This window comes from Nonomuraea fastidiosa (assembly GCF_042751225.1).
Classification (GTDB): Bacteria; Actinomycetota; Actinomycetes; order Streptosporangiales; family Streptosporangiaceae; genus Nonomuraea; species Nonomuraea fastidiosa.
Genome location: NZ_CP170570.1, coordinates 8,706,481 through 8,724,550 on the forward strand (window position 1 = coordinate 8,706,481; position 18,070 = coordinate 8,724,550).

17 protein-coding genes, 1 pseudogene and 1 riboswitch are annotated in these 18,070 nt (G+C 71.7%); of the genes and pseudogenes, 12 read left to right on the forward strand and 6 right to left on the reverse strand.

The features are described 5' to 3' along the window. Positions 1 to 72 precede the first annotated feature (72 nt). Complete coding sequence (locus ACFMQL_RS40170; protein WP_378789984.1) at positions 73 to 483, reverse strand: MerR family transcriptional regulator; 411 nt, start codon at positions 481 to 483, stop codon at positions 73 to 75. 64 nt (positions 484 to 547) lie between these two features. On the opposite strand from ACFMQL_RS40170, the gene ACFMQL_RS40175 reads away from it, so the two are divergent. The 4 genes from ACFMQL_RS40175 (at position 548) to ACFMQL_RS40190 (ending at position 6,074) form a co-directional block, all read left to right on the forward strand. Continuing rightward, a complete protein-coding gene (locus ACFMQL_RS40175; RefSeq protein ID WP_378789986.1) occupies positions 548 to 1,504 on the forward strand; it encodes an SDR family NAD(P)-dependent oxidoreductase in 957 nt (318 codons plus the stop codon). 321 nt (positions 1,505 to 1,825) lie between these two features. Continuing rightward, on the forward strand, positions 1,826 to 3,487 hold the full coding sequence (locus tag ACFMQL_RS40180) for an RICIN domain-containing protein (RefSeq protein WP_364065074.1): 1,662 nt from the start codon (positions 1,826 to 1,828) through the stop codon (positions 3,485 to 3,487). 301 nt (positions 3,488 to 3,788) lie between these two features. Next, positions 3,789 to 4,445: a DUF998 domain-containing protein gene (locus tag ACFMQL_RS40185; protein WP_364065077.1), complete on the forward strand. Its 657-nt coding sequence runs from the start codon at positions 3,789 to 3,791 to the stop codon at positions 4,443 to 4,445. Between the two features lie 369 nt (positions 4,446 to 4,814). After that, positions 4,815 to 6,074, forward strand: coding sequence for an RNA polymerase sigma factor (locus ACFMQL_RS40190; RefSeq protein WP_364065082.1), 1,260 nt, complete (start codon positions 4,815 to 4,817; stop codon positions 6,072 to 6,074). 8 nt (positions 6,075 to 6,082) lie between these two features. Here ACFMQL_RS40190 and ACFMQL_RS40195 read toward each other — a convergent pair whose 3' ends face one another. Further along, positions 6,083 to 6,829 (reverse strand): hypothetical protein, encoded by a 747-nt coding sequence (locus ACFMQL_RS40195; protein WP_364065084.1) that lies wholly within the window; start codon positions 6,827 to 6,829, stop codon positions 6,083 to 6,085. Between the two features lie 80 nt (positions 6,830 to 6,909). Here ACFMQL_RS40195 and ACFMQL_RS40200 point away from each other — a divergent pair, with 80 nt between their 5' ends. From ACFMQL_RS40200 to ACFMQL_RS40210, 3 genes are all read left to right on the forward strand, one after another. Next, a complete protein-coding gene (locus ACFMQL_RS40200) occupies positions 6,910 to 7,422 on the forward strand; it encodes a GNAT family protein (RefSeq protein WP_364065086.1) in 513 nt (170 codons plus the stop codon). 130 nt (positions 7,423 to 7,552) lie between these two features. Continuing rightward, entirely contained in the window at positions 7,553 to 8,008 is a 456-nt protein-coding gene (locus ACFMQL_RS40205) for a hypothetical protein (RefSeq protein WP_364065089.1), read from the forward strand. Positions 8,009 to 8,241: 233 nt separating this feature from the next. Continuing rightward, positions 8,242 to 8,673, forward strand: a complete 432-nt coding sequence (locus tag ACFMQL_RS40210; protein ID WP_378789989.1) for a cupin domain-containing protein — start codon at positions 8,242 to 8,244, stop codon at positions 8,671 to 8,673. Positions 8,674 to 8,758: 85 nt separating this feature from the next. On the opposite strand, the gene ACFMQL_RS40215 is transcribed toward ACFMQL_RS40210, so the two are convergent. Both ACFMQL_RS40215 and ACFMQL_RS40220 read right to left on the reverse strand, forming a co-directional pair. Continuing rightward, complete coding sequence (locus ACFMQL_RS40215) at positions 8,759 to 10,378, reverse strand: ABC-F family ATP-binding cassette domain-containing protein (protein ID WP_364065093.1); 1,620 nt, start codon at positions 10,376 to 10,378, stop codon at positions 8,759 to 8,761. A gap of 282 nt (positions 10,379 to 10,660) precedes the next feature. After that, positions 10,661 to 11,401: an MFS transporter gene (locus ACFMQL_RS40220; protein WP_378789991.1), complete on the reverse strand. Its 741-nt coding sequence runs from the start codon at positions 11,399 to 11,401 to the stop codon at positions 10,661 to 10,663. Positions 11,402 to 11,896: 495 nt separating this feature from the next. Here ACFMQL_RS40220 and sigJ point away from each other — a divergent pair, with 495 nt between their 5' ends. Both sigJ and ACFMQL_RS40230 read left to right on the forward strand, forming a co-directional pair. Next, entirely contained in the window at positions 11,897 to 12,775 is an 879-nt protein-coding gene (gene sigJ / locus ACFMQL_RS40225; protein ID WP_364065098.1) for an RNA polymerase sigma factor SigJ, read from the forward strand. A gap of 161 nt (positions 12,776 to 12,936) precedes the next feature. Next, complete coding sequence (locus ACFMQL_RS40230) at positions 12,937 to 14,118, forward strand: FAD-dependent oxidoreductase (RefSeq protein ID WP_364065100.1); 1,182 nt, start codon at positions 12,937 to 12,939, stop codon at positions 14,116 to 14,118. Between the two features lie 14 nt (positions 14,119 to 14,132). Here ACFMQL_RS40230 and ACFMQL_RS40235 read toward each other — a convergent pair whose 3' ends face one another. Together ACFMQL_RS40235 and ACFMQL_RS40240 are read right to left on the reverse strand one after the other, a co-directional pair. Continuing rightward, the gene (locus tag ACFMQL_RS40235; RefSeq protein ID WP_364065103.1) at positions 14,133 to 15,017 is read right to left on the reverse strand and encodes an NAD-dependent epimerase/dehydratase family protein; all 885 of its coding nucleotides are present in this window, start codon (positions 15,015 to 15,017) and stop codon (positions 14,133 to 14,135) included. A 176-nt stretch (positions 15,018 to 15,193) separates the two neighbouring features. Beyond that, entirely contained in the window at positions 15,194 to 15,496 is a 303-nt protein-coding gene (locus ACFMQL_RS40240) for a hypothetical protein (protein ID WP_364065105.1), read from the reverse strand. Between the two features lie 185 nt (positions 15,497 to 15,681). Here ACFMQL_RS40240 and ACFMQL_RS40245 point away from each other — a divergent pair, with 185 nt between their 5' ends. From ACFMQL_RS40245 to ACFMQL_RS40255, 3 genes and pseudogenes are all read left to right on the forward strand, one after another. Beyond that, positions 15,682 to 16,368: an FAD-dependent oxidoreductase gene (locus tag ACFMQL_RS40245; protein ID WP_378789994.1), complete on the forward strand. Its 687-nt coding sequence runs from the start codon at positions 15,682 to 15,684 to the stop codon at positions 16,366 to 16,368. Positions 16,369 to 16,380: 12 nt separating this feature from the next. Further along, positions 16,381 to 16,884 (forward strand): annotated as a pseudogene (locus tag ACFMQL_RS40250) (malate:quinone oxidoreductase); the annotation flags it as partial. 188 nt (positions 16,885 to 17,072) lie between these two features. Next, positions 17,073 to 17,218, forward strand: a riboswitch (cyclic di-AMP (ydaO/yuaA leader). An 11-nt stretch (positions 17,219 to 17,229) separates the two neighbouring features. Further along, on the forward strand, positions 17,230 to 17,973 hold the full coding sequence (locus ACFMQL_RS40255; protein ID WP_378789996.1) for a glycoside hydrolase family 25 protein: 744 nt from the start codon (positions 17,230 to 17,232) through the stop codon (positions 17,971 to 17,973). Positions 17,974 to 18,070 lie beyond the last annotated feature (97 nt).

Sequence of the window (18,070 nt, forward strand, 5' to 3'; positions counted from 1 at the left end):
CACCGCCGGCAGCCCGCCGAACGCGTGCGCCCGCGCCCCGCCGGCAGCCTCCTCGCCCGGCTGCGATCGCGGCTACGCCGAGGGCGTCGGCGCCCAAACCCCGGCCGCGGTCCCCTCTTCGACGTGCTTGCGGTAGATCACGACCTTGTCGTGAATGATCTCCAAGCTCGCCGTCAGCGCGGCGATCTTCTCCCGTACGGCCTGCTCGTGCTCTTCCAGCAGCGCGAGCCGCTCCTCCTCATTGCCGGGCCCTGACCGCACGAGCTCCGCGAACCTCTTCAGCGTGGCGATGGGCATGCCGGACTCCCGCAGCCGGTTGCACAGCAGCAGCCACTCGACATCTGCCTGCTCGTAGACGCGCCGCCCACCGGCCGTGCGCGGGATCGGACGGAGAAAGAGCTGCTCGCGCTCGAAGAACCGCAGCGCGTGCACGCCCAGACCGGTCGCCTTCGCGACATCTCCGATGGACAGTCCGCCCTTCACGCCCACTCCGCCGCACCGCCCGTAGCTTGACCTAGATCGCACTCTAGATTCTAGCCTCCGGCGCATGGCGATCACCCAGCACAAGATCGGCTCGGGCTTCGGCGCGCACAGCACCGCGGACGACGTCCTGGCCGGCATCGATCTTTCCGGCAAGACCGTTCTCATCACCGGCGGCTACTCGGGCCTCGGCCTCGAAGCCACCCGGGCCCTGGTACGGGCGGGCGCGCACGTGGTCGTGCCCGCCCGCCGCCCCGCCGTGGCGGAGGAGGCGCTGCGCGGCATCCCGCGTACGGAGGTCCGGCGGCTCGACCTGGCGGACCTCGCCGGCGTCGCAGCGTTCAGCGACCGGTTCCTGCAGACCGGCAGGCTCATCGACATCGTCATCGCCAACGCGGGCGTCATGGCCTACCCCGACAAGCACATAGGCCCAGGGTGGGAGGCGCACTTCGCCATCAACCACCTCGGGCACTACGCCCTGGTCAACCACCTGCGCCCGGCCCTCTCGCCCACGGGGGCACGCGTGGTGTCCGTCGCCTCGGCGGGGCATTTCCTGTCGGACATCCGCTGGGACGACCCGCACTTCCGCGACGGTTACGATCACTGGCTCGCGTACGGGCAGTCCAAGACGGCCAACGCCCTGTTCGCCGTACATCTCGACGCCCTCGGCGCGAGCGACGGAGTGCGCGCCTTCGCGGTGCACCCCGGCAGCATCCTCACCCCGCTGCAGCGGCGTATCCCGCGCGACGAGCAGATCGCCCTGGGCTGGATCGACCGGGACGGCCGCCAGGCGGACGGCTTCAAGACGCCCGCCCAAGGGGCGGCGACGGCCGTTTGGGCGGCCACCGCACCTCGGCTCGGCGCGTACGGCGGCGCGTACTGCCAGGACTGCGACATCGCCGAGATGGCGACCACCGACGACATGCTCATCGGCGGCGTGAAGCCCTGGGCGATCGACCCCGCCTCCGCGTCCCGGCTCTGGACGCTCTCCGCCGAACTCACCGGGCTCGACGCCTTCTCCTGAGCCGGCGCACGCGGGTGCGGGAACCGTGCGATCCGGGGCCGCAGCGCATGAATATTGCAATCGGTTGTTGCAGTGATCTCTAGCATGACCAGCGCGAACGTCCCGCAGCGTTTGCAGTTTTACCTGGACGTATTGACGTTTCATCCGCGTAACGTCACTGTTACTGCAACCGGTTGTCATCCCGTACCCCGCAGAACCAGACACCAGCGACCCGCGCGTGCCGCCCGCCCCCACGCATAACGGCCACCGTCCACCGCCGCCTTCCCGCGGCGGGCGGCACGCCCGGACACGACACCCCCCTCGTACGAATGGAGCTGGGACGTGCGCAAGAACGAACCATTCGCCAGAAGGCTCACCATCGTCCTGACCAGCGGCCTCATCGCGACCGGCGGCCTGGTGTCCGCGGTGGACGCCCCGGCCGCGGCGGCCCCCGCGAACGGCGACTACACGCTGGTCAACGGCGCCAGCGGGCTGTGCGCCACCGTGCCGGGGCAGAGCACAGGCGACGGCGTGCAGCTCGTACAGAACACCTGCTCCGACGCCGCAGGTCAGGTGCTCACGATCACCGCGTCCGGCGGCGGCTACCAGATCAAGGCCGCGCACAGCGGCAAGTGCCTCGGCGTCAAGGACGCCTCCACCAGCGCGGGCAAGGCCGTGCAGCAGGAAACGTGCACGGGCGCCGCCTCCCAGACCTGGCAGCTCACCGAGTCCGGCTCGAACTACCGGGTCGTCAACGTCAACAGCGGCAAGTGCCTCAACGTCAAGGACAACTCCACCTCGTCAGGTGCCGCGCTGCAACAGAACTCCTGCGACTCGGCCGCCACCAAGCAGTGGACGCTCAAAACGGCAGGCAGCGGCGACCCCGATCCCGACCCGGACCCGACCGACCCGCCTACCAGCGACGTCCTGTACGTCGCGCCCAACGGCAGGGACGGCGCGAGCGGCACCCAGTCCGACCCGACGACGCTCACCTCGGCGATCACCCGCATCGCCCCCGGCGGCACCATCTACCTGCGCGGCGGCACGTACAACCACTCGCAGACGATCACCATCGCGCCGGGCAACAACGGCACCTCCAGCGCCCGCAAGAAGATCTCCGCCTACCCGGGCGAGACGCCGATCCTGAACTTCTCCGCCCAGAGCGAGAACTCGGCCAACCGAGGACTCGCGGTCAACGGGTCGTACTGGCACATCTACGGCATCGTGGTGGAGCGGGCCGGCGACAACGGCATCTTCGTCGGCGGCAGCAACAACATCCTGGAGCGCACGGTGACCCGCTACAACAGGGACACCGGCCTGCAGCTGTCCAGGATCGCCTCCGACACGCCGCGCGACCAGTGGCCGTCCAACAACCTCATCCTGAGCGCGCTGTCGCACGACAACGCCGACTCCGACGGCGAGGACGCCGACGGCTTCGCCGCCAAGCTCACCGTCGGCTCCGGGAACGTCTTCCGCTACTCGGTCGCCCGCAACAACATCGACGACGGCTGGGACCTCTACACCAAGGACGACACCGGCCCCATCGGGCCGGTGACCATCGAGGACTCGCTGTCGTACAACAACGGCACGCTCAGCGACGGCAGCCAGGCCGGCAACGGCGACCGCAACGGCTACAAGCTCGGCGGCGAGGACATCGGGGTCGACCACGTGATCCGGCGCAGCATCGCCTACCGCAACGGCAAGCACGGCTTCACCTACAACCGCAACCCGGGCACGATGACGATCTCCGACAACGTCGGCATCGACAACGCCCAGCGCAACTTCACCTTCGACGCCGGCACGTCGGTCTTCCGCAACAACGTCTCGTGCCGCAGCGGCAGCGGGTCGAACGACAAGATCGTGGGCAACGCCGACGGCTCCAACCAGTTCTGGATGGGCTCGAACGGCTCTCGCTGCTCCTCCTACAGCGGCCCGCTGAGCTGGTCGTTCGCCTCGGACGGCCGCCTCATCGTCACCTTCGGCGGCGCCCCCGCGACGCCCTGACGATCCCAGAGCGGGGAGCCCTCCGCGACCCCTGCGCCCCCTCGCGGGGAGCCCTCGGTGGCGCCCTGCGCCCCCTCACGGGAGCCCTCAGCGGGGCCCCGCGCCCCCCTGACGCTCCTCCAGGCGGGAAGCCCTCGGCGGCTCCCCGCCTCTCCCCCGGCGGCCTCGGGCCCTCCGCCTCCCGAGGCCGCCGTCCTCTTTTTCAAGATTTTCCGGGGCGGTCGTCGAAATCGGGGCGTTCCGTTCGCCGCGTACGTGACAGGGCCGCACGGGGCGGCCCGCGAACGCGAGGACGACGACCATGACGACCGCATCCCTCTCCACCACCTCCGGCTCCCCCCGCCCGCTGCTGGCGCTGGGCATCGCGGCCGGGCCCCTGTACGTGACGGCGGGCCTGGCGCAGGCGCTGACCCGGGACGGCTTCGACCTGACCAGGCGCTCCTGGAGCCTGCTCGCCAACGGTGACCTCGGCTGGATCCAGACCGCGAACTTCCTCGTCACGGCCCTCCTCACGATCGGCGGCGCGGCCGGGCTGCGCGCGGCGACGGCTCCAGGGCGGGGCTCGCGCTTGGCGCCGATGCTGGTGGCCGCGTACGGGGCGAGCATGATCGGCGCGGCGATCTTCCCCGCCGACCCGGCGATGGGCTTCCCGGCCGGCACCCCCGAAGGCCCCGGTACGGTCACCGCGTCCGGGCTCGCCCACCTCGCCGTCGGCGGCGCCGGGTTCCTGTGCATGACCGCGGCCTGCTACGTTGTCGCCTCCCGGTTCGCCCGCGAGGGTCGCCGCGGCTGGGCCACCTACTCCCGGATCACCGGGACGACGTTCCTGGCGGCGTTCGCGGGGATCGTGAGCGGGAGCGGCGCGGCCTGGAGCACGCTCGGATTCGTCGCCGGGATTGTGGCGATCTGGTGCTGGCTGTCGCTGGTGTCGCTGCATTTCGCCCGTACCGCCGCCTGACTCCACGCCATCGCACACGGCTCGTACCGCCGCCTGAGTCCGCCCATCTCGTACAGAAGGAGACCGCCATGCGTTACCTGGTCACGTTGCGCGTCAACGCCCAGCCAGAAGGACCGCCACCCGCCGAGCTGATGGAGGCCATCATGGAGCTCGGCCGGCAGGCCACCGAGTCAGGGGCGCTGCTCGACCAGAGCGGGCTCGCACCCAGCTCCGAGGGCGCCAGGGTCGAGGTGTCCGGCGGCCGGCTGGCCGTCACCGACGGGCCGTTCGCCGAGGCCAAGGAGCTGATCAGCTACGCGTTGTACGAGGTCAGGACCCGCCCCCTGAGCCGGGCGCGCGCCGCGCGTCCTGATGCGGTATCCAGGAGGCGTGACGTCAGCCGATTCCCACCGTGCGGTGGAGGCCGTGTGGCGGATCGAGTCCGTCCGGGTGATCGCCGGCCTCGCCCGCATGGTCGGCGACGTCGGTCTCGCCGAGGAGCTCGCACAGGACGCGCTGGTGGCGGCGCTGGAAGAGTGGCCGCGCAACGGCGTACCGGATAATCCGGGCGCGTGGCTGATGACGACCGCCAAGCATCGCGCGATCGACCGGTTCCGCAGGCGCGACACGTACGAGCGCAAGCTGCGCGAGGTCGGCCGCGACCTGGAGCTGCGCGCGCACCTCGCCGAGCACGACCTCGACGCGGCGCTCGACGATCACATCGGCGACGACCTGCTCCGGCTCGTCTTCACCGTCTGCCACCCGGTGCTGCCTGCCGAGGGCAGGATCGCCCTGGCCCTGCGCGTCCTGGGCGGCCTGACCACCGAGGAGATCGCGCGGGCGTTCCTGGTGCCGGAGCCGACCGTGGGGCAGCGCATCTCCCGGGCCAAGCGCGCGCTCGCCGCCAAGAAGGTGCCGATCGAGCTGCCCCCACCCCAGGAGCTGCCCGCCCGGCTCGCCTCGGTGCTGGAGATCATTTACCTGATCAACGAGGGGTACGCGGCGACCGCGGGCGACGACTGGGTCCGGCCGTCCCTGTGCCAGGAGGCGATGCGGCTCGGCCGCGTCCTGGCCGGGCTGATGCCCGGCGAGCCCGAGGTGCACGGGCTGGTCGCGCTGATGGAGATCCAGGCCTCGCGCATCCCGGCCAGGACCGCTCCCGACGGCAGCCCGATCCTCCTCCTCGATCAGGACCGCAGCCGCTGGGACCGCCTCCTGGTGCGCCGCGGCCTGGCCGCGCTCGGCCGGGCCGAGGCGCTGGGCAGGCTGGGCCCGTACGCGCTGCAGGCCGCCATCGCCGCCTGCCACGCCAGGGCGCTCACTCCCGAGGCCACCGACTGGGCCAGGATGGCCGCCCTCTACCGGCTGCTCGCCCACGTCGCGCCGTCGCCGGTGGTGGAGCTGAACCGGGCGGTCGCGGTCGGCATGGCGTACGGCCCCGAACGCGGGCTGGAGATCGCCGACGCGCTCGTGGCCGAGCGGGCGCTGCGCGGGTACGCCCAGCTCCCGGCCGTACGCGGTGACCTGCTGGCCAGGCTGGGCCGGGACGAGGAGGCGGCGGCCGAGTTCGCGCGGGCGGCCGGGCTGACCCGCAACGCGCGCGAGCGCGAGCTGTTCGAAGCCCGCGCCGCCGCCCTGATCGGACCGTAGGCCGGGCCTCAGTCCGCCGCTTCGGTCGTCACCTTGCCGGGATCAGGGGCCTTGATCCGCGTCTTGGCGCCCCACCCGGTGAACCGGCTGTCGATCGTGATCGTCTTGCCCTCGTGGGCGTTGGTGCCGAACACGCCCGTGGCCGCGTACGAGCTCTTCACCCGGCTCACCACCCCCGACGCCGACAGCGTGAGCGTGTAGGAGACCTTCGTGTCGTTGTGCATGCGCAGCGGGATCGAGGCGTCGAACCAGCGCGACACCTTCGCCAGGTCCTTGAACGTGATCTTCCCGGTGAGCGTACGGCCGGACAGCCGGCCCTTCTTGACCAGGGCGGCCAGAGTCTTCGGCTCGGCGGGGTTGATGACCTGGCCGTGGAAGCCGGCCCCGCCGCCGGGCAGTCCGCGCGACTTGTACCAGGTGGCCCCCGAGGCCAGCTTGCCCGCGTAGATGCCGCCCGAGGTGTAGGTGTACGTGCCCACGCCGATGACCCGCTCGCGCGGCCGCGACTTCGACGTGGCGGTGATGTCGGAGGCGGCGATGCCCTTCTTGTCGAACTGGAACGCGCCCTTGCGCTTCTGCAGGGTGATCTTGCCGTCGCCCGACAGGACGGTGGTCTCGGTGAAGCGTACGCCGTGGCCGGCGACCAGTTTGCTCTTCAGCGCGCGTAAGGGGTCCTCGGCGGGCGCGGCGTGCGCCGGAACGGCGGGCGCCAGCACGGCCCCGCAGGCCGCCAGCGCGATGATCGTCTCCTTCATGCGGCGATCATGCGGGTCCTGATCACGGACCGGCCACAACGGGTTTGCCCGCTGCGTCGCCGCTGCGCTAATAGTGAACGATGCTCCACCTCCGCGACCTCCAGCCCGCCGACGCCGCCACGATCGCCACCTGGATCGACAGCCTGGACGCGCTCATTCTGTGGTCCGGCAAATCCGGCTTCACCTGGCCCTTCGCCGGGGAGCAGCTCCTCGCTCTGCGGGCCGCCGACTCCGACCGCCGCCTCCTGGTCGCCACCGATCCCGCCGGCGCCGTCATCGGCCATTTCTCGCTGCGGCCCGTCGATGACGACAGCGCCGTACGCCTCGGACTTGTTCTGGTGGCGCCCTACGCGCGGGGCAAGGGCTACGGCGCGGCCATGGTGGCCGCGGCGCTCGACACCGCCTTCGCCGACCCGGACGTCTCCCGGGTGACCCTCGGCGTCTACGCGCACAACACGGGGGCCAGGCGGCTGTACGAACGCCTCGGATTCCGAGAGGAGCGCGTCTATGAAAGTTCCATCGAGGTCGGCGGGAAATGGTGGACGTCGGTGACGATGGGCCTGGTACGGGAGGCGTGGGAAGCGGGACGGTGACCGAGCGCGGAACGGACCTTGACCGAAATTCACGCTGCGGGCTGTAATCACGGGCACAGGCCGTCATGACCGAAGCTCACCACCACGGTCAGGAATCTCGGTAATTCCGCAGAAACGGAAAGGTGATCTCGTGCGTCTGCTCGCCGGATTATCGATCAGTGCAGTGCTCGCCGCCGGCCTTCTGGCCGCCCCACCCGCCCTGGCCGCCGAGGCGGTGCCGTTCGCCGCGGACTCGGGCGACGCCTGCCTGCGCGGGTCCACCGAAGGCACCATCCAGCGCTACGACGGCCCCGTCATCCGGCCGCGGATCGACATCGAAGGCGCGCTCCTCGACGAGGTGAAGCCGAGCGTGTGCAACCCCGACGACATGCACTCCACGGCCACCTTCAGCGGCTACTACGGGAGCGAGCTGGTCGACACCGAGACGTACAAGGCGGACGACGAGACGGTGAAGTTCGCCTTCTCGCTCTCCGACTCGGCGGGGGTGCGCACCATCGACCGGGTCGTGGTGCAGGTCTGCCGCTTCAGCAACACCCCGTTCGGGACCAGCTACTGCGGCCAGGCGCAGGAGTACAAGATCCCGTGAGCCCGCGCGGGCGGGCGCGCCGTTCCGTACGTGCCCGCCCCGCCACGACGATCGGCAGCGGGCAACGCCCGCGTGTGCCGATCGTCACCAAGCCTTGAAGCCGCCGCCCGGTAGCCGCGCGGCGGGGCGGGCAGCGTAACCCCGCCGACCGGACACGAGCAGGGCCGCGCGCGAGACAGGGGACCGAGCCCCGCTCCGGACGAGCCTTCCGGCCGGTCAGGAACGGGGACATCATGCAAGCCGAGCACGTTCACCACCTCGACAACCCGAACGCCACCACCCCGCCGCCGGCGATCGACCTCGTCGCGTCGGTGCCGGCGCCACCGGTGCCGGACGACGCGGAGGTGATGACGATCCTGGTCACCCTGCCGCCCGGCAGCGAGGGCAACCCGCCGCACCGGCACACCGGGCCCGCCTTCGGATACCTGATCAAGGGCGAGATGCTCTTCGAGCTGGAAGGCGAGCCGGAACGCGTCATCAAGGCCGGGGAGGCGTTCTGGGAGCCGGGCGGCGACGTCATCCACTACCAGGACGCCAACAACCTCTCCGACGAAGAGACCACGTTCGTGGTGACGATGTTCGGGGTGAGAGGGCAGCCGATGCTCATCCCGGTGAGCGAGGAGGAGCTGGAGGCCCGCCGCGACCGCCGTGCCCCACGCCCCTGACGCCCGGCCCGCACGCGTGCGGGGCATCAGGGGCGTGCGGCGGCCGTCAGGCGAGGCCGGCCGTTCCCGGAGACCGGGCGGGCCATCAGGCGGGGGCGGCGGTCTCCAGAAGCCGGCCGTCCGACAGCTCAAGCCACCGCTCCACCTTGATCTCCGTGAGGAACCGCTCGTCGTGACTGACCACGATGAACGCCCCCTCGTACGCACCGAGCGCACTCTCCAGCTGCCCCACGCTGACCAGGTCGAGGTTGTTGGTGGGCTCGTCGAGCAGCAGTAGCTGGGGAGCCGGTTCCGCGCACAGCACGCAGGCCAGCGTGGCGCGCAGCAGCTCGCCGCCCGACAGCACGCCGACCTGCCGGTGCGCGCTCTGGCCCCGGAACAGGAAGCGGGCCAGCAGGTTCATCCGGTCCGCCGCGGCCATGCCGGGGGCGAACGCGGCCAGGTTCTCGGCCACCGTACGGGCGGGGTCGAGCAGGTCGAGCCGCTGCGACAGGTACGCGACCCGCCCTTCGGCCCGCCGGGTCGTGCCGGAGTCCGGCGCGAGGTCGCCGTTGATCATGCGGAGCAGGGTGGACTTTCCCGCGCCGTTCGGGCCGGTCAGCGCGATGCGTTCCGGGCCGCGTACGGACAGATCGATGCCCGGCTCCGCGAACAGGCCCCGCGCCAGCAGCCCGTGGCCCTCGAACACCGTGCGCCCGGCCGGCACGCGGGTGTCCGGCAGCTCGATGACGATCTTCTGGTCGTCGCGCAGCGCCCGCTCGGCCTCCTCGAGCCGGGCCTTCGCGTCGCCGACGCGGGAGGCGTGCATCTGGCCCGCCCGCCCGGCCGACTCCTGCGCGCTGCGCTTCAGCCCGCCCGCGACGATGCGGGCCAGACCGGCGTTCTTCAGGTTGCGCGCGGCGTTGCCCGCCCGCCGCTCGGCGCGCTCGCGGGCCTGCTGCATCTCCCGCTTCTCGCGCTTGAGCTCCTGCTCGGCGTTGCGCACGCTGCGCTCGGCGGCCTCCTGCTCGGTGCGCACCGCCTCCTCGTACGCGGTGAAGCCGCCGCCGTAGAAGCGGATCTCGCCCCGCTCGAGCTCGGCGATGCGGTCCATGCGGTCGAGCAGCTCGCGGTCGTGGCTGACCAGCAGCAGGCAGCCGTTCCAGTCGCCGAGCACGTCGTAGAGGCGGCGGCGGGCGGCGCGGTCGAGGTTGTTGGTCGGCTCGTCGAGCAGCAGCACATCCGGCCGCTTGAGCAGCTGCGCGGCCAGGCCGAGTGAGACGATCTGCCCGCCGCTCAGCGTCTCCAGGCGGCGGTCGAACGCGAGACCGCCGAGGCCGAGCCGGTCGAGCTGGGCGCGGGTGCGCTCCTCGATGTCCCAGTCGTTGCCGATGGTGGTGAAGTGCTCCTCGGCCGTGTCGCCCGCTTCGATGGCGTCGAGCGCGGCGATCACGGGCGCGATGCCGAGCACCTCGGCCACGGTCAGGTCGCCGGTGAGCGGCAGGGTCTGCGGCAGGTAGCCGAGCTCGCCCTCCACCGTGACGGAGCCGCCGCGCGGGCGCAGCTCGCCGGCGATCAGCTTGAGCAGCGTGCTCTTGCCCGCGCCGTTGGGCGCGACCAGCCCGGTACGGCCGCCGCCCACGCTGAAGGACAGGTCGGTGAAGACCGGGGTGTCGTCGGGCCAGAAGAAGGACAGGTGGGAGCAGACGATGGACGCGTCGGACATGGGGAGACCTCGTACGGAACGCGGGCGCGCGCGAAGCCGCCCGTCATGAAGACTGGGACTGAGGGAACGACGAACTCACGGCCACGCGCGGCGGCGCTCAACACGCGCCCGCCCGGGGGCCGGGGTCTCCGGTATCACCCGGAGATGTCGTCGTCACCTGCCATGTCTGGTCTCCTCGTCGAGTCGTGTCGCGGAACGTGCCCGGCTAGGGCACATCCGATACGAAAGCGCATCACACCATAGCAGCCTCCGCTAGCCGTCTCACCGCCTTTTCACCTGCGGTCAGGCGTCGCGGACCCGCCACACGGCGGGCACCGGCAAGGTCGCGACGGTCAGCAGGACAGCGACCGCGGCGCAGCCCAGCAGGACCGGGGCGGTGCCGAGCAGCTCGGCGGCCGGGCCGGCCAGTCCCGTGCCGAGGGGTGCGGCGACCAGCGCGCCGACCGTGGTGACCGAGTATGCGCGGGCGACCAGGTCCGCGGGCAGGTGCCGCTGGACGACCGTGGTCTGGACGACGTTGTGCACCCTGCTGCGCGAGATGGAGATCAGCGAGTTGGCGGCCTGCAGGTCGTCCTCGGCCGCCAGGGATGTGATCAGGCCCGCGGCGGCCGGGTTGAAGAAGGCGGTGCCGACCCCGGCGAGCACCTGCAGGACCACCAGCAGCCATAACTGCGCGTGCCCGGTGAGCAGCAGGACCGCCGTCACCCCGTGCGCGGCGAACCTCACCAGGTCGGCGGTCAGCATGACCGTCCGGCGCGGAAACCGGTCGCCCACCGCACCGCCCAGCAACGTGAGCGCGACGATCGGCAGCCGGGTGGCCAGGACGACGATGCCGAGGTCCATCGGGGATCCGGTGAGGTGGAGCACGGCGAACGCGATCGCGAGCGGCGTCAGCGAGTCCCCGAACGCGGAGGCGGTCTGGCCGGCGTAGTAGCGCCGGAAGTCCCTCGCCCGCAGCGGCGCCACCATCGCCGAGATCTTTCCCGCTCTGCGCACCACCAGGCGTTCCCGACCGCCGCTCACACGCGCCTCGTGCCCGGAGCCCGGACGATCATCCAGCTCCGGTCGGTCATCGGGGCTGAGCGGTCGTCAGGGGCCGGGTGGACGTCCGGAGCCGAGCGGGCATCCGGACCGGCGCGGCGTCCAGGGCAGAACGGGCGTCGCCGTCGGCGGGTGAGCCGACGTCGGTGGGCTCGGGCACGAAAGCGCTCCTTTCGACGGGCGTGACGACTCGACGGGCGTGACGACTCGACGGGCGTGTCGAGGGGCACGGCGAAACGGCTGTGGGGGCGCGGGCGGGTGGCACGCGCGGCGAGGCAACTCTGGCAGGCCGGACCGACAGATCCCCGCGCCCGGCTCACCCCGGCGGCGGGCAGCCCCTCGGCCACCACCCGGCGGCGGCCCTCGTGCCCCGCGGGCACGCTCAGCGGCCGGCCTCCCGACGGACGCGGCGGCCCCGGCCGCGGGGCCGGGTGGGCGGCGGGTGGGGTGGCGAGGGGCGGTCGGATAATGGGGCGCATGGGGAGCGGGGCGGGTGCGGGCGGGCGGCCGGCGGAGTTCGAGGAGCACCGCGATCACCTGTGGGGCGTGGCGTACCGGATCACGGGGACGAAGACGGACGCCGACGACGCGGTGCAGGAGGCGTGGCTGCGGTGGCGGCACGCCGACGTCGCGCAGGTCAGGGACGTGCGCGCCTATCTCACCACGACCGTGAGCCGCATCTGCTACGACCTTCTCACCTCCGCGCGGGTCCGGCGGGAGGCGTACGTCGGGCCGTGGCTGCCGGAACCGGTCGTGAAGGAGCTCGGCCCCGAGGACAGGGTCGCCATGGACGACTCGGTCAGCATGGCGATGCTGGCGGTGCTCGAGCGGCTGACGGCGGCGGAGCGGGTGGCGTTCGTGCTGCACGACGTGTTCGGGGTGCCGTTCGGGGAGATCGCGGAGGTGCTGGGCCGCAGCGACGAGGCGGTGCGGCGGCTGGCGTCGCGGGCGCGCGCAAGGGTGCGCGAGCACGGTCCCCGGCGTACGACGGACCGCTCGACGCATCGCAAGGCGGTGGAGGCGTTCGCCGCGGCGGCGCTGAACGGCGACCTGTCGGGCCTGGTCGCGGCGCTCGATCCGGACGTGGTGTGGCGCTCGGACGGCGGCGGCGCGGTCTCCTCCGCGCTGCAGCCGGTGGCGGGCGCGGACCGGGTGGCCAGGCTGGTGCACGGCCTGGTGAGCCGCTGGCTGGAGGGCATGACGGTGGAGTTCGCCGAGGTCAACGGCGGTCTCGGGGTGGTGGTGCGGGCTGCGGACGGCACCGCGGACACGGTGGCGGCGTTCTCCGTGGCCGAGGACGGCCGCGTCACGGAGGTCGACGTCGTACGCAATCCCGCCAAGCTCGCCACGGTGTGACGAAGCCGACGTCATACGCGATCCCCAAACTCGACGTGGCGCGACGAGGCCGGCGTCGTACGCGATCCCGGCCAGGCCCGCCATAGTGTGATGCGGATCACCATCACATTTCCGGGGGCTGTCTCGTCTCTGTCGCAGAACTTCCCACAAGGAGGCACGACATGGACGCCAAACAGAACATCGTCATCATCGGCGCGGGCTATGCGGGCCTGACGACGGCGCTGCGGCTCGACAGGAAGCACCGGATCACCCTCATCAGCGCGGACTCGCACCTCACGCAGCGGATCCGGCTGCACGAGCTGGCCGCGGGCCGTCCCGAGGTGACGGTGCCGCTGAAGGAGCTGACGAAGGACACCGGCATCACGACCGTGCGGGGCCGGGTCAACGCCATCGACCTGGACGGCAAGCGGGTGCACACCGAGGACGGGCGGGAGTTCGCGTACGACACGCTCGTGTACGCGCTGGGCAGCCGCACCGACACCGGCGTCCCCGGGGTGGCCGAGCACGCCTACACCGCCGAGCAGGCGGGCGACCTGCGGGCCAGGCTGGACGGCGGCAGTGGTGAGCTGGTGGTGGTCGGCGGCGGGCTGACGGGTGTTGAGATGGCCGCCGAGCTTGCCGAGTCGTACCCGGCGTGGCGGGTGGCGCTGGTCACCGGCGGCGTGGCGGGCGCGGGGCTGTCGGAGAAGGGCCGCCGCCACCTGGCCCGTACGCTGACCAGGCTCGGTGCGCGCATGCACGAGGGCACGCGTGTGGAGAGCGTCGGGCCTGACGGGGTGCGTACGGACCAGGGCGTGCTGGCGGCGGATGTCGTGGTGTGGGCGGGGTCGTTCCGTGTGCCCGAGCTGGCCGCCGAGGCCGGGCTGGCCGTGGACGACCGCGGCCGGGTGGTGGTGGACGAGACGCTGCGTTCGGTGTCGCACCCCGACGTGTACGCCGTGGGCGACGCGGCCGCCGTGCAGCTGCCGAGCGGAACGCACCGGATGTCGTGCGCCGCGGGCATGCCGATCGCCGCGCACGCCGCCGATGTGATCAACGCCAGGGCCGCGGGGCGGCCCGCCGAGCCGTTCCGGTTCCGCTACCTGCTGCAGTGCGTCAGCCTGGGCCGGCGGGACGGGCTCGTTCAGTTCGTCCACGGTGACGACTCGCCGAAGGAGCGGATCCTGAGCGGGCGTACCGCGGCGTGGGTGAAGGAGCAGATCTGCCGGTTCACGGTCACGGCGCTGAAGATGGAGCGCCGTCGTCCCGGCACCTACATGTGGGCGAAGGGTCCGGCGCGTCGGAAGGCTGTCGCGGACGGCCGGGTGGAGGCCCGCCGTAGCGACGCGACGGCCGCCCGTTGATCGGGCCGCACGTTTTACGCTGCGGCGTAGCTGCCCTGGAGGATCTCGTCGATCACGGAAGGGCCGGACGGCTTCCAGCCGTACAACCGCTCGGCCCGCGAGGGGTCGAGGGGCGTGGAGCTGGTGAGCGCGAGCGCCATGGGGCCGAAGGACTTCATGGCCTCGTCGAGGGGCAGCGAGACGGCGCGCGCCCCCGTGAGGGTGGCGACCGCCTCGGCCATGTCGCGGATGGCCGTGCCGGTGCGGGTGGCGGCGTTGACGATGCCGCCACCCTCCTCCCTGGTGACGACGGCGGCGTAGAGGGCGGCGAGGTCGTCCACGTGGACGGTGGACCAGGTGTTGGCGCCGTCGCCGACGTACGTGACGACGCCCTGCTGCCGAGCCTGGCCGATCATGAGCTGGAGCAGGGTGGTGCCGCCACGCCCGTAGATCATGCCGGCCCTGACGACGGTGGTGGCGAGGTTCGTGGCGGCGAGCACGCGGCGCTCGCCGAGGTATTTGTGCGGCTGCCTGGCGGTCTGCTCGCTGACCTCCTCGTCCTCGGTGACCGGCCTGCCCTTGGTGTCGGGGTAGACCAGGCCGGTGCTGGTGTAGACGAAGGGGCGGCCGTCGGGAAGCCCGGACAGGAGCGCGTCGAGCGCCGGCTGCTCGACGTTCTGCATGTCCCGGTCGCCGTAGTCGACGGCGGCGTGCACGACGGCGTCGCTGCGGGCGGCGGCCTCGTGGAGGACGCCGGTGTCCGACAGGCTGCCCGCGACGGGGGTGGCGCCCAGCTCGGAGACGCGGTCGCGGGCGCGGTCTGAACGGGCGAGGGCTTCGACGGTGTGACCGGCGGCGATGAGGTGCTCGGTGAGCGCGCCGCCGAAGTAGCCGCTGGCGCCGGTGATGAAGATGCGCATGGTCGTTCGCTTCCTTTCAACGGTCAGGAGACATCGCGAGGGCGGAGGCGGGCGTGCGCCCTTTCCGGCCTCTGCTTCGACCGTACCAGAAAAGCGGATGACTCATCCGAATCGACAATCTATCCGTTTGCTGTACGCGAAAAGGGGCCCGGCCTTCCGGCCGGACCCCTGGACGGTCAGCCGTCGTCGCGGCGCCGACGCAGCTCGTGGCGGGCCTGGCGGCGCTCGCGACGGCGCGTCTCGCGACGGTAGAGGGCCCATTCGCGGCCCCCGTTGAGCCGGCCCTCACCGAACAGGAACGCATCGGTCGCCCGCCAGTAGCAGCCGCTCAGGCGCCGGGAGAGCGAGGCGCTCTCGCGGTCGATCCGCTCGGGCAGCGTGCAGGCGCCGTCGCGGTGGTCGTGAACGGGCCGGCAGTACACCATCGGCGCGTCGGCCAGCTTCACCCACCAGGGCCGGGTCTTGTCGGTCTTGCTCATACGGTCACCTTTCGGCTCCGTGACGCCCCGGGATGGGGCCGTCAACAGACCGGGTGCACCGTGATCGCCTCCTCAACCTGGCGGGCACTTGCTTGATCCACGCTACGCCGGATCCCGGGCCGCGCGCGGGGGCCGTTATACAAGTAGCAAACCTGTCATACGAGTTGTGGGGAGCGCGGCGCGCGGTGGTCACCGAGGGCTACGACGTGGTGCTGGTCGGCGGCGGCGTCATGAGCGCCACCCTCGGCGTGCTGCTGCGCCGCGTTCAGCCGGACTGGTCGGTGCTGGCGCTGGAACGGCTCGACGGCCTCGGCCTGGAGAGCTCGTCGGCGTGGAACGACGCCGGCACGGGGCACGGGGGGTTGTGCGAGTTCAACTACACGCCGCTCACCGGCGACGGCTCGATCGACGTGACCGGCGCCATCAGGATCAGCGAGCAGTTCCAGCTCTCCCGCCAGCTCTGGGCGACGCTGGTGGAAGAGGGCACGCTCGGCGATCCGGCGGGCTTCATCCGGCCGGTGCCGCACTTCTCGTTCGCCCGGGGCGCGGCCGGGGCCGAGCACCTGCGGCTGCGTCACGCGGCGCTGCGCGGGCACCCGCTCTTCGAGGGCCTGGAGCTCGTACGCGACCGCGACGCCATGGCGGAGCTGCTGCCGCTGATGTTCGCCGGCCGCCCCGCGGGCGAGGAGGTGGCGCTGTGCCGCTCGCGCGGCGGCACCGACGTCGACTACGGCGTGCTGACCAGGCGGCTGTTCGCGGCACTCGAACGCGACGGTGTCGAGGTGCGGACCGGGCACGAGGTGCGCTCGCTCTCCCGTGACCGCAGGTCGTGGCGGCTGCGGGTGCGCGACCTGGCGGGCGAACGCGACTAGTTCTCGCCCCGCTTCCTCAAGCGCGGCCGCCTCACCGACCTGCCGGGCTCCATCACCCCCGGCAACCTGCCCACGCTGCTCGGCGCCGCCCACGCCGAGCGCGACATGCTGCGCTACCTCGTGGGGCAGCTCGCACAGACCGGCCGCGACCGGCTGCGAGCGCTGCGCGGGTTCGTCCCGCAGGCGCGGGCGGGCGACTGGGAGCCGATCACCGCGGGCCAGCGGGTGCAGGTGGTCAAGCCGGTGCACGGGCGCGGGTCGATCGCCGGGTTCGGCACCGAGGTGGTGACGTCGGCGTACGGCGGGCTGGCCGCCCTGCTCGGCGCATCCCCGGGCGCGTCCGCGTCCGTGGCGATCATGCTGGACGTGCTCGAACGCGCCTTCCCCGACCGGCTGCCGGGCTGGCGGCCCGCTTTGCGCGAGCTTGTTCCGACGTACGGGACCATGCTGTCCGACCAGCCCGGGCCGGCGCGGGAGACGGCCGGCAGGACGGCCAGGACGCTGGGCCTGGACTGAGCAGAGCGAAAAACTTTACCTGTTCAGAAACCCCGGCGACATGGGGCTTACGGGCGGGTAACTCGCGCAATGCGAAGATAATCCCTTTAGGATGCTTGCGGATACTTTTGCTAACTATGTACTTTTGCGGGTCGAGGGACGCCCACGCGTTACCTCGCATCTTTGACCGGACCGTACGCCTTCCCGATGGCGTGCGGCCGCCGAATCCGCGTTCTCGCGGAACCGGGGACCCACCTTTCCGGGGTGAATCGGACGCCCGCCCCTGGCGGCGTCCGTAGGGCACTTCCAGTCCCGAACCCGTCAGCTAACCCGGTAGGCGGCATGGAAGCAAGGAGTCAACCCCGCATGCCCAAGCTTGCCGACAACCGCAAGCGCCTCGGACTGGCGCTCGGCGGAGCCGTGCTCGCCGCCGTCACCGCCGTCACCGGCACCGCCCACGCCTCCACCGCCGACCACGGTGCCCCGCACGAGGCCACGCAGCACACCTCCCAGCACCAGGCTCGCTCCCTGACCTACGGTCTCGACATCTCCCACTACGAGCCGCAGTACGACTGGAGGTCCAGCTCCGCGCAGTTCGGCATCATCAAGGCCACGGAGGGCACCGACTTCGTCGACTCCTCCTTCGCCAGGCACTGGCGTGAGCTCGGCAGCAAGGGCATCGTGCGCGGCGCGTACCACTACGGCCACCCCGCCAACGACCCCATCGCAGACGCCAACCACTTCCTGGCCACGGTGAACTCCCAGCCCGCCAAGCCTGGCGACCTTCTGGTCCTGGACCTGGAGACCACTGACGGCAAGTCCGTCGAAGAGGTCAACGCCTGGGCCAAGGCGTGGCTGTCGTACGTGGAGAAGCAGACCGGCGTCAAGCCGATCTTCTACAGCGGCTGGAACTTCGCCAACACCTATGGCCACGGCCTGTCGCAGTACCCGCTGTGGGTCGCCCACTACAGCCGGGCCAAGGGCGCGGTCACCCCGCCGGCCGACTGGAAGACCTGGACGATCCACCAGTACACCGAAACGCCGATCGACCAGAACGTCTCTTCGCTGACGCCCGACCAGCTCCGCGCCCTCGGCCGCAAGTCCGCCTGACACGGACCCCCTCCCCCGCCGGTCCGCTGAACGCCCGGCGCGGAAACCCTCCCAGGGCTCGACCTGCGCGCCGGGCCCGCCCATGAAGCCGCGCGAC

What these genes read in the sequence shown, in the direction of transcription:
- ACFMQL_RS40200 (WP_364065086.1), top strand. Translation starts at nt 6,910, where the DNA reads ATGCTCCACCTCCGCGACCTCCAGCCCGCCGACGCCGCCACGATCGCC.
- ACFMQL_RS40175 (WP_378789986.1), top strand. Translation starts at nt 548, where the DNA reads ATGGCGATCACCCAGCACAAGATCGGCTCGGGCTTCGGCGCGCACAGC.
- ACFMQL_RS40240 (WP_364065105.1), bottom strand. Translation starts at nt 15,496, where the DNA reads ATGAGCAAGACCGACAAGACCCGGCCCTGGTGGGTGAAGCTGGCCGAC.
- ACFMQL_RS40215 (WP_364065093.1), bottom strand. Translation starts at nt 10,378, where the DNA reads ATGTCCGACGCGTCCATCGTCTGCTCCCACCTGTCCTTCTTCTGGCCC.
- ACFMQL_RS40235 (WP_364065103.1), bottom strand. Translation starts at nt 15,017, where the DNA reads ATGCGCATCTTCATCACCGGCGCCAGCGGCTACTTCGGCGGCGCGCTC.
- ACFMQL_RS40185 (WP_364065077.1), top strand. Translation starts at nt 3,789, where the DNA reads ATGACGACCGCATCCCTCTCCACCACCTCCGGCTCCCCCCGCCCGCTG.
- ACFMQL_RS40210 (WP_378789989.1), top strand. Translation starts at nt 8,242, where the DNA reads ATGCAAGCCGAGCACGTTCACCACCTCGACAACCCGAACGCCACCACC.
- sigJ (WP_364065098.1), top strand. Translation starts at nt 11,897, where the DNA reads ATGGGGAGCGGGGCGGGTGCGGGCGGGCGGCCGGCGGAGTTCGAGGAG.
- ACFMQL_RS40255 (WP_378789996.1), top strand. Translation starts at nt 17,230, where the DNA reads ATGCCCAAGCTTGCCGACAACCGCAAGCGCCTCGGACTGGCGCTCGGC.
- ACFMQL_RS40195 (WP_364065084.1), bottom strand. Translation starts at nt 6,829, where the DNA reads ATGAAGGAGACGATCATCGCGCTGGCGGCCTGCGGGGCCGTGCTGGCG.
- ACFMQL_RS40230 (WP_364065100.1), top strand. Translation starts at nt 12,937, where the DNA reads ATGGACGCCAAACAGAACATCGTCATCATCGGCGCGGGCTATGCGGGC.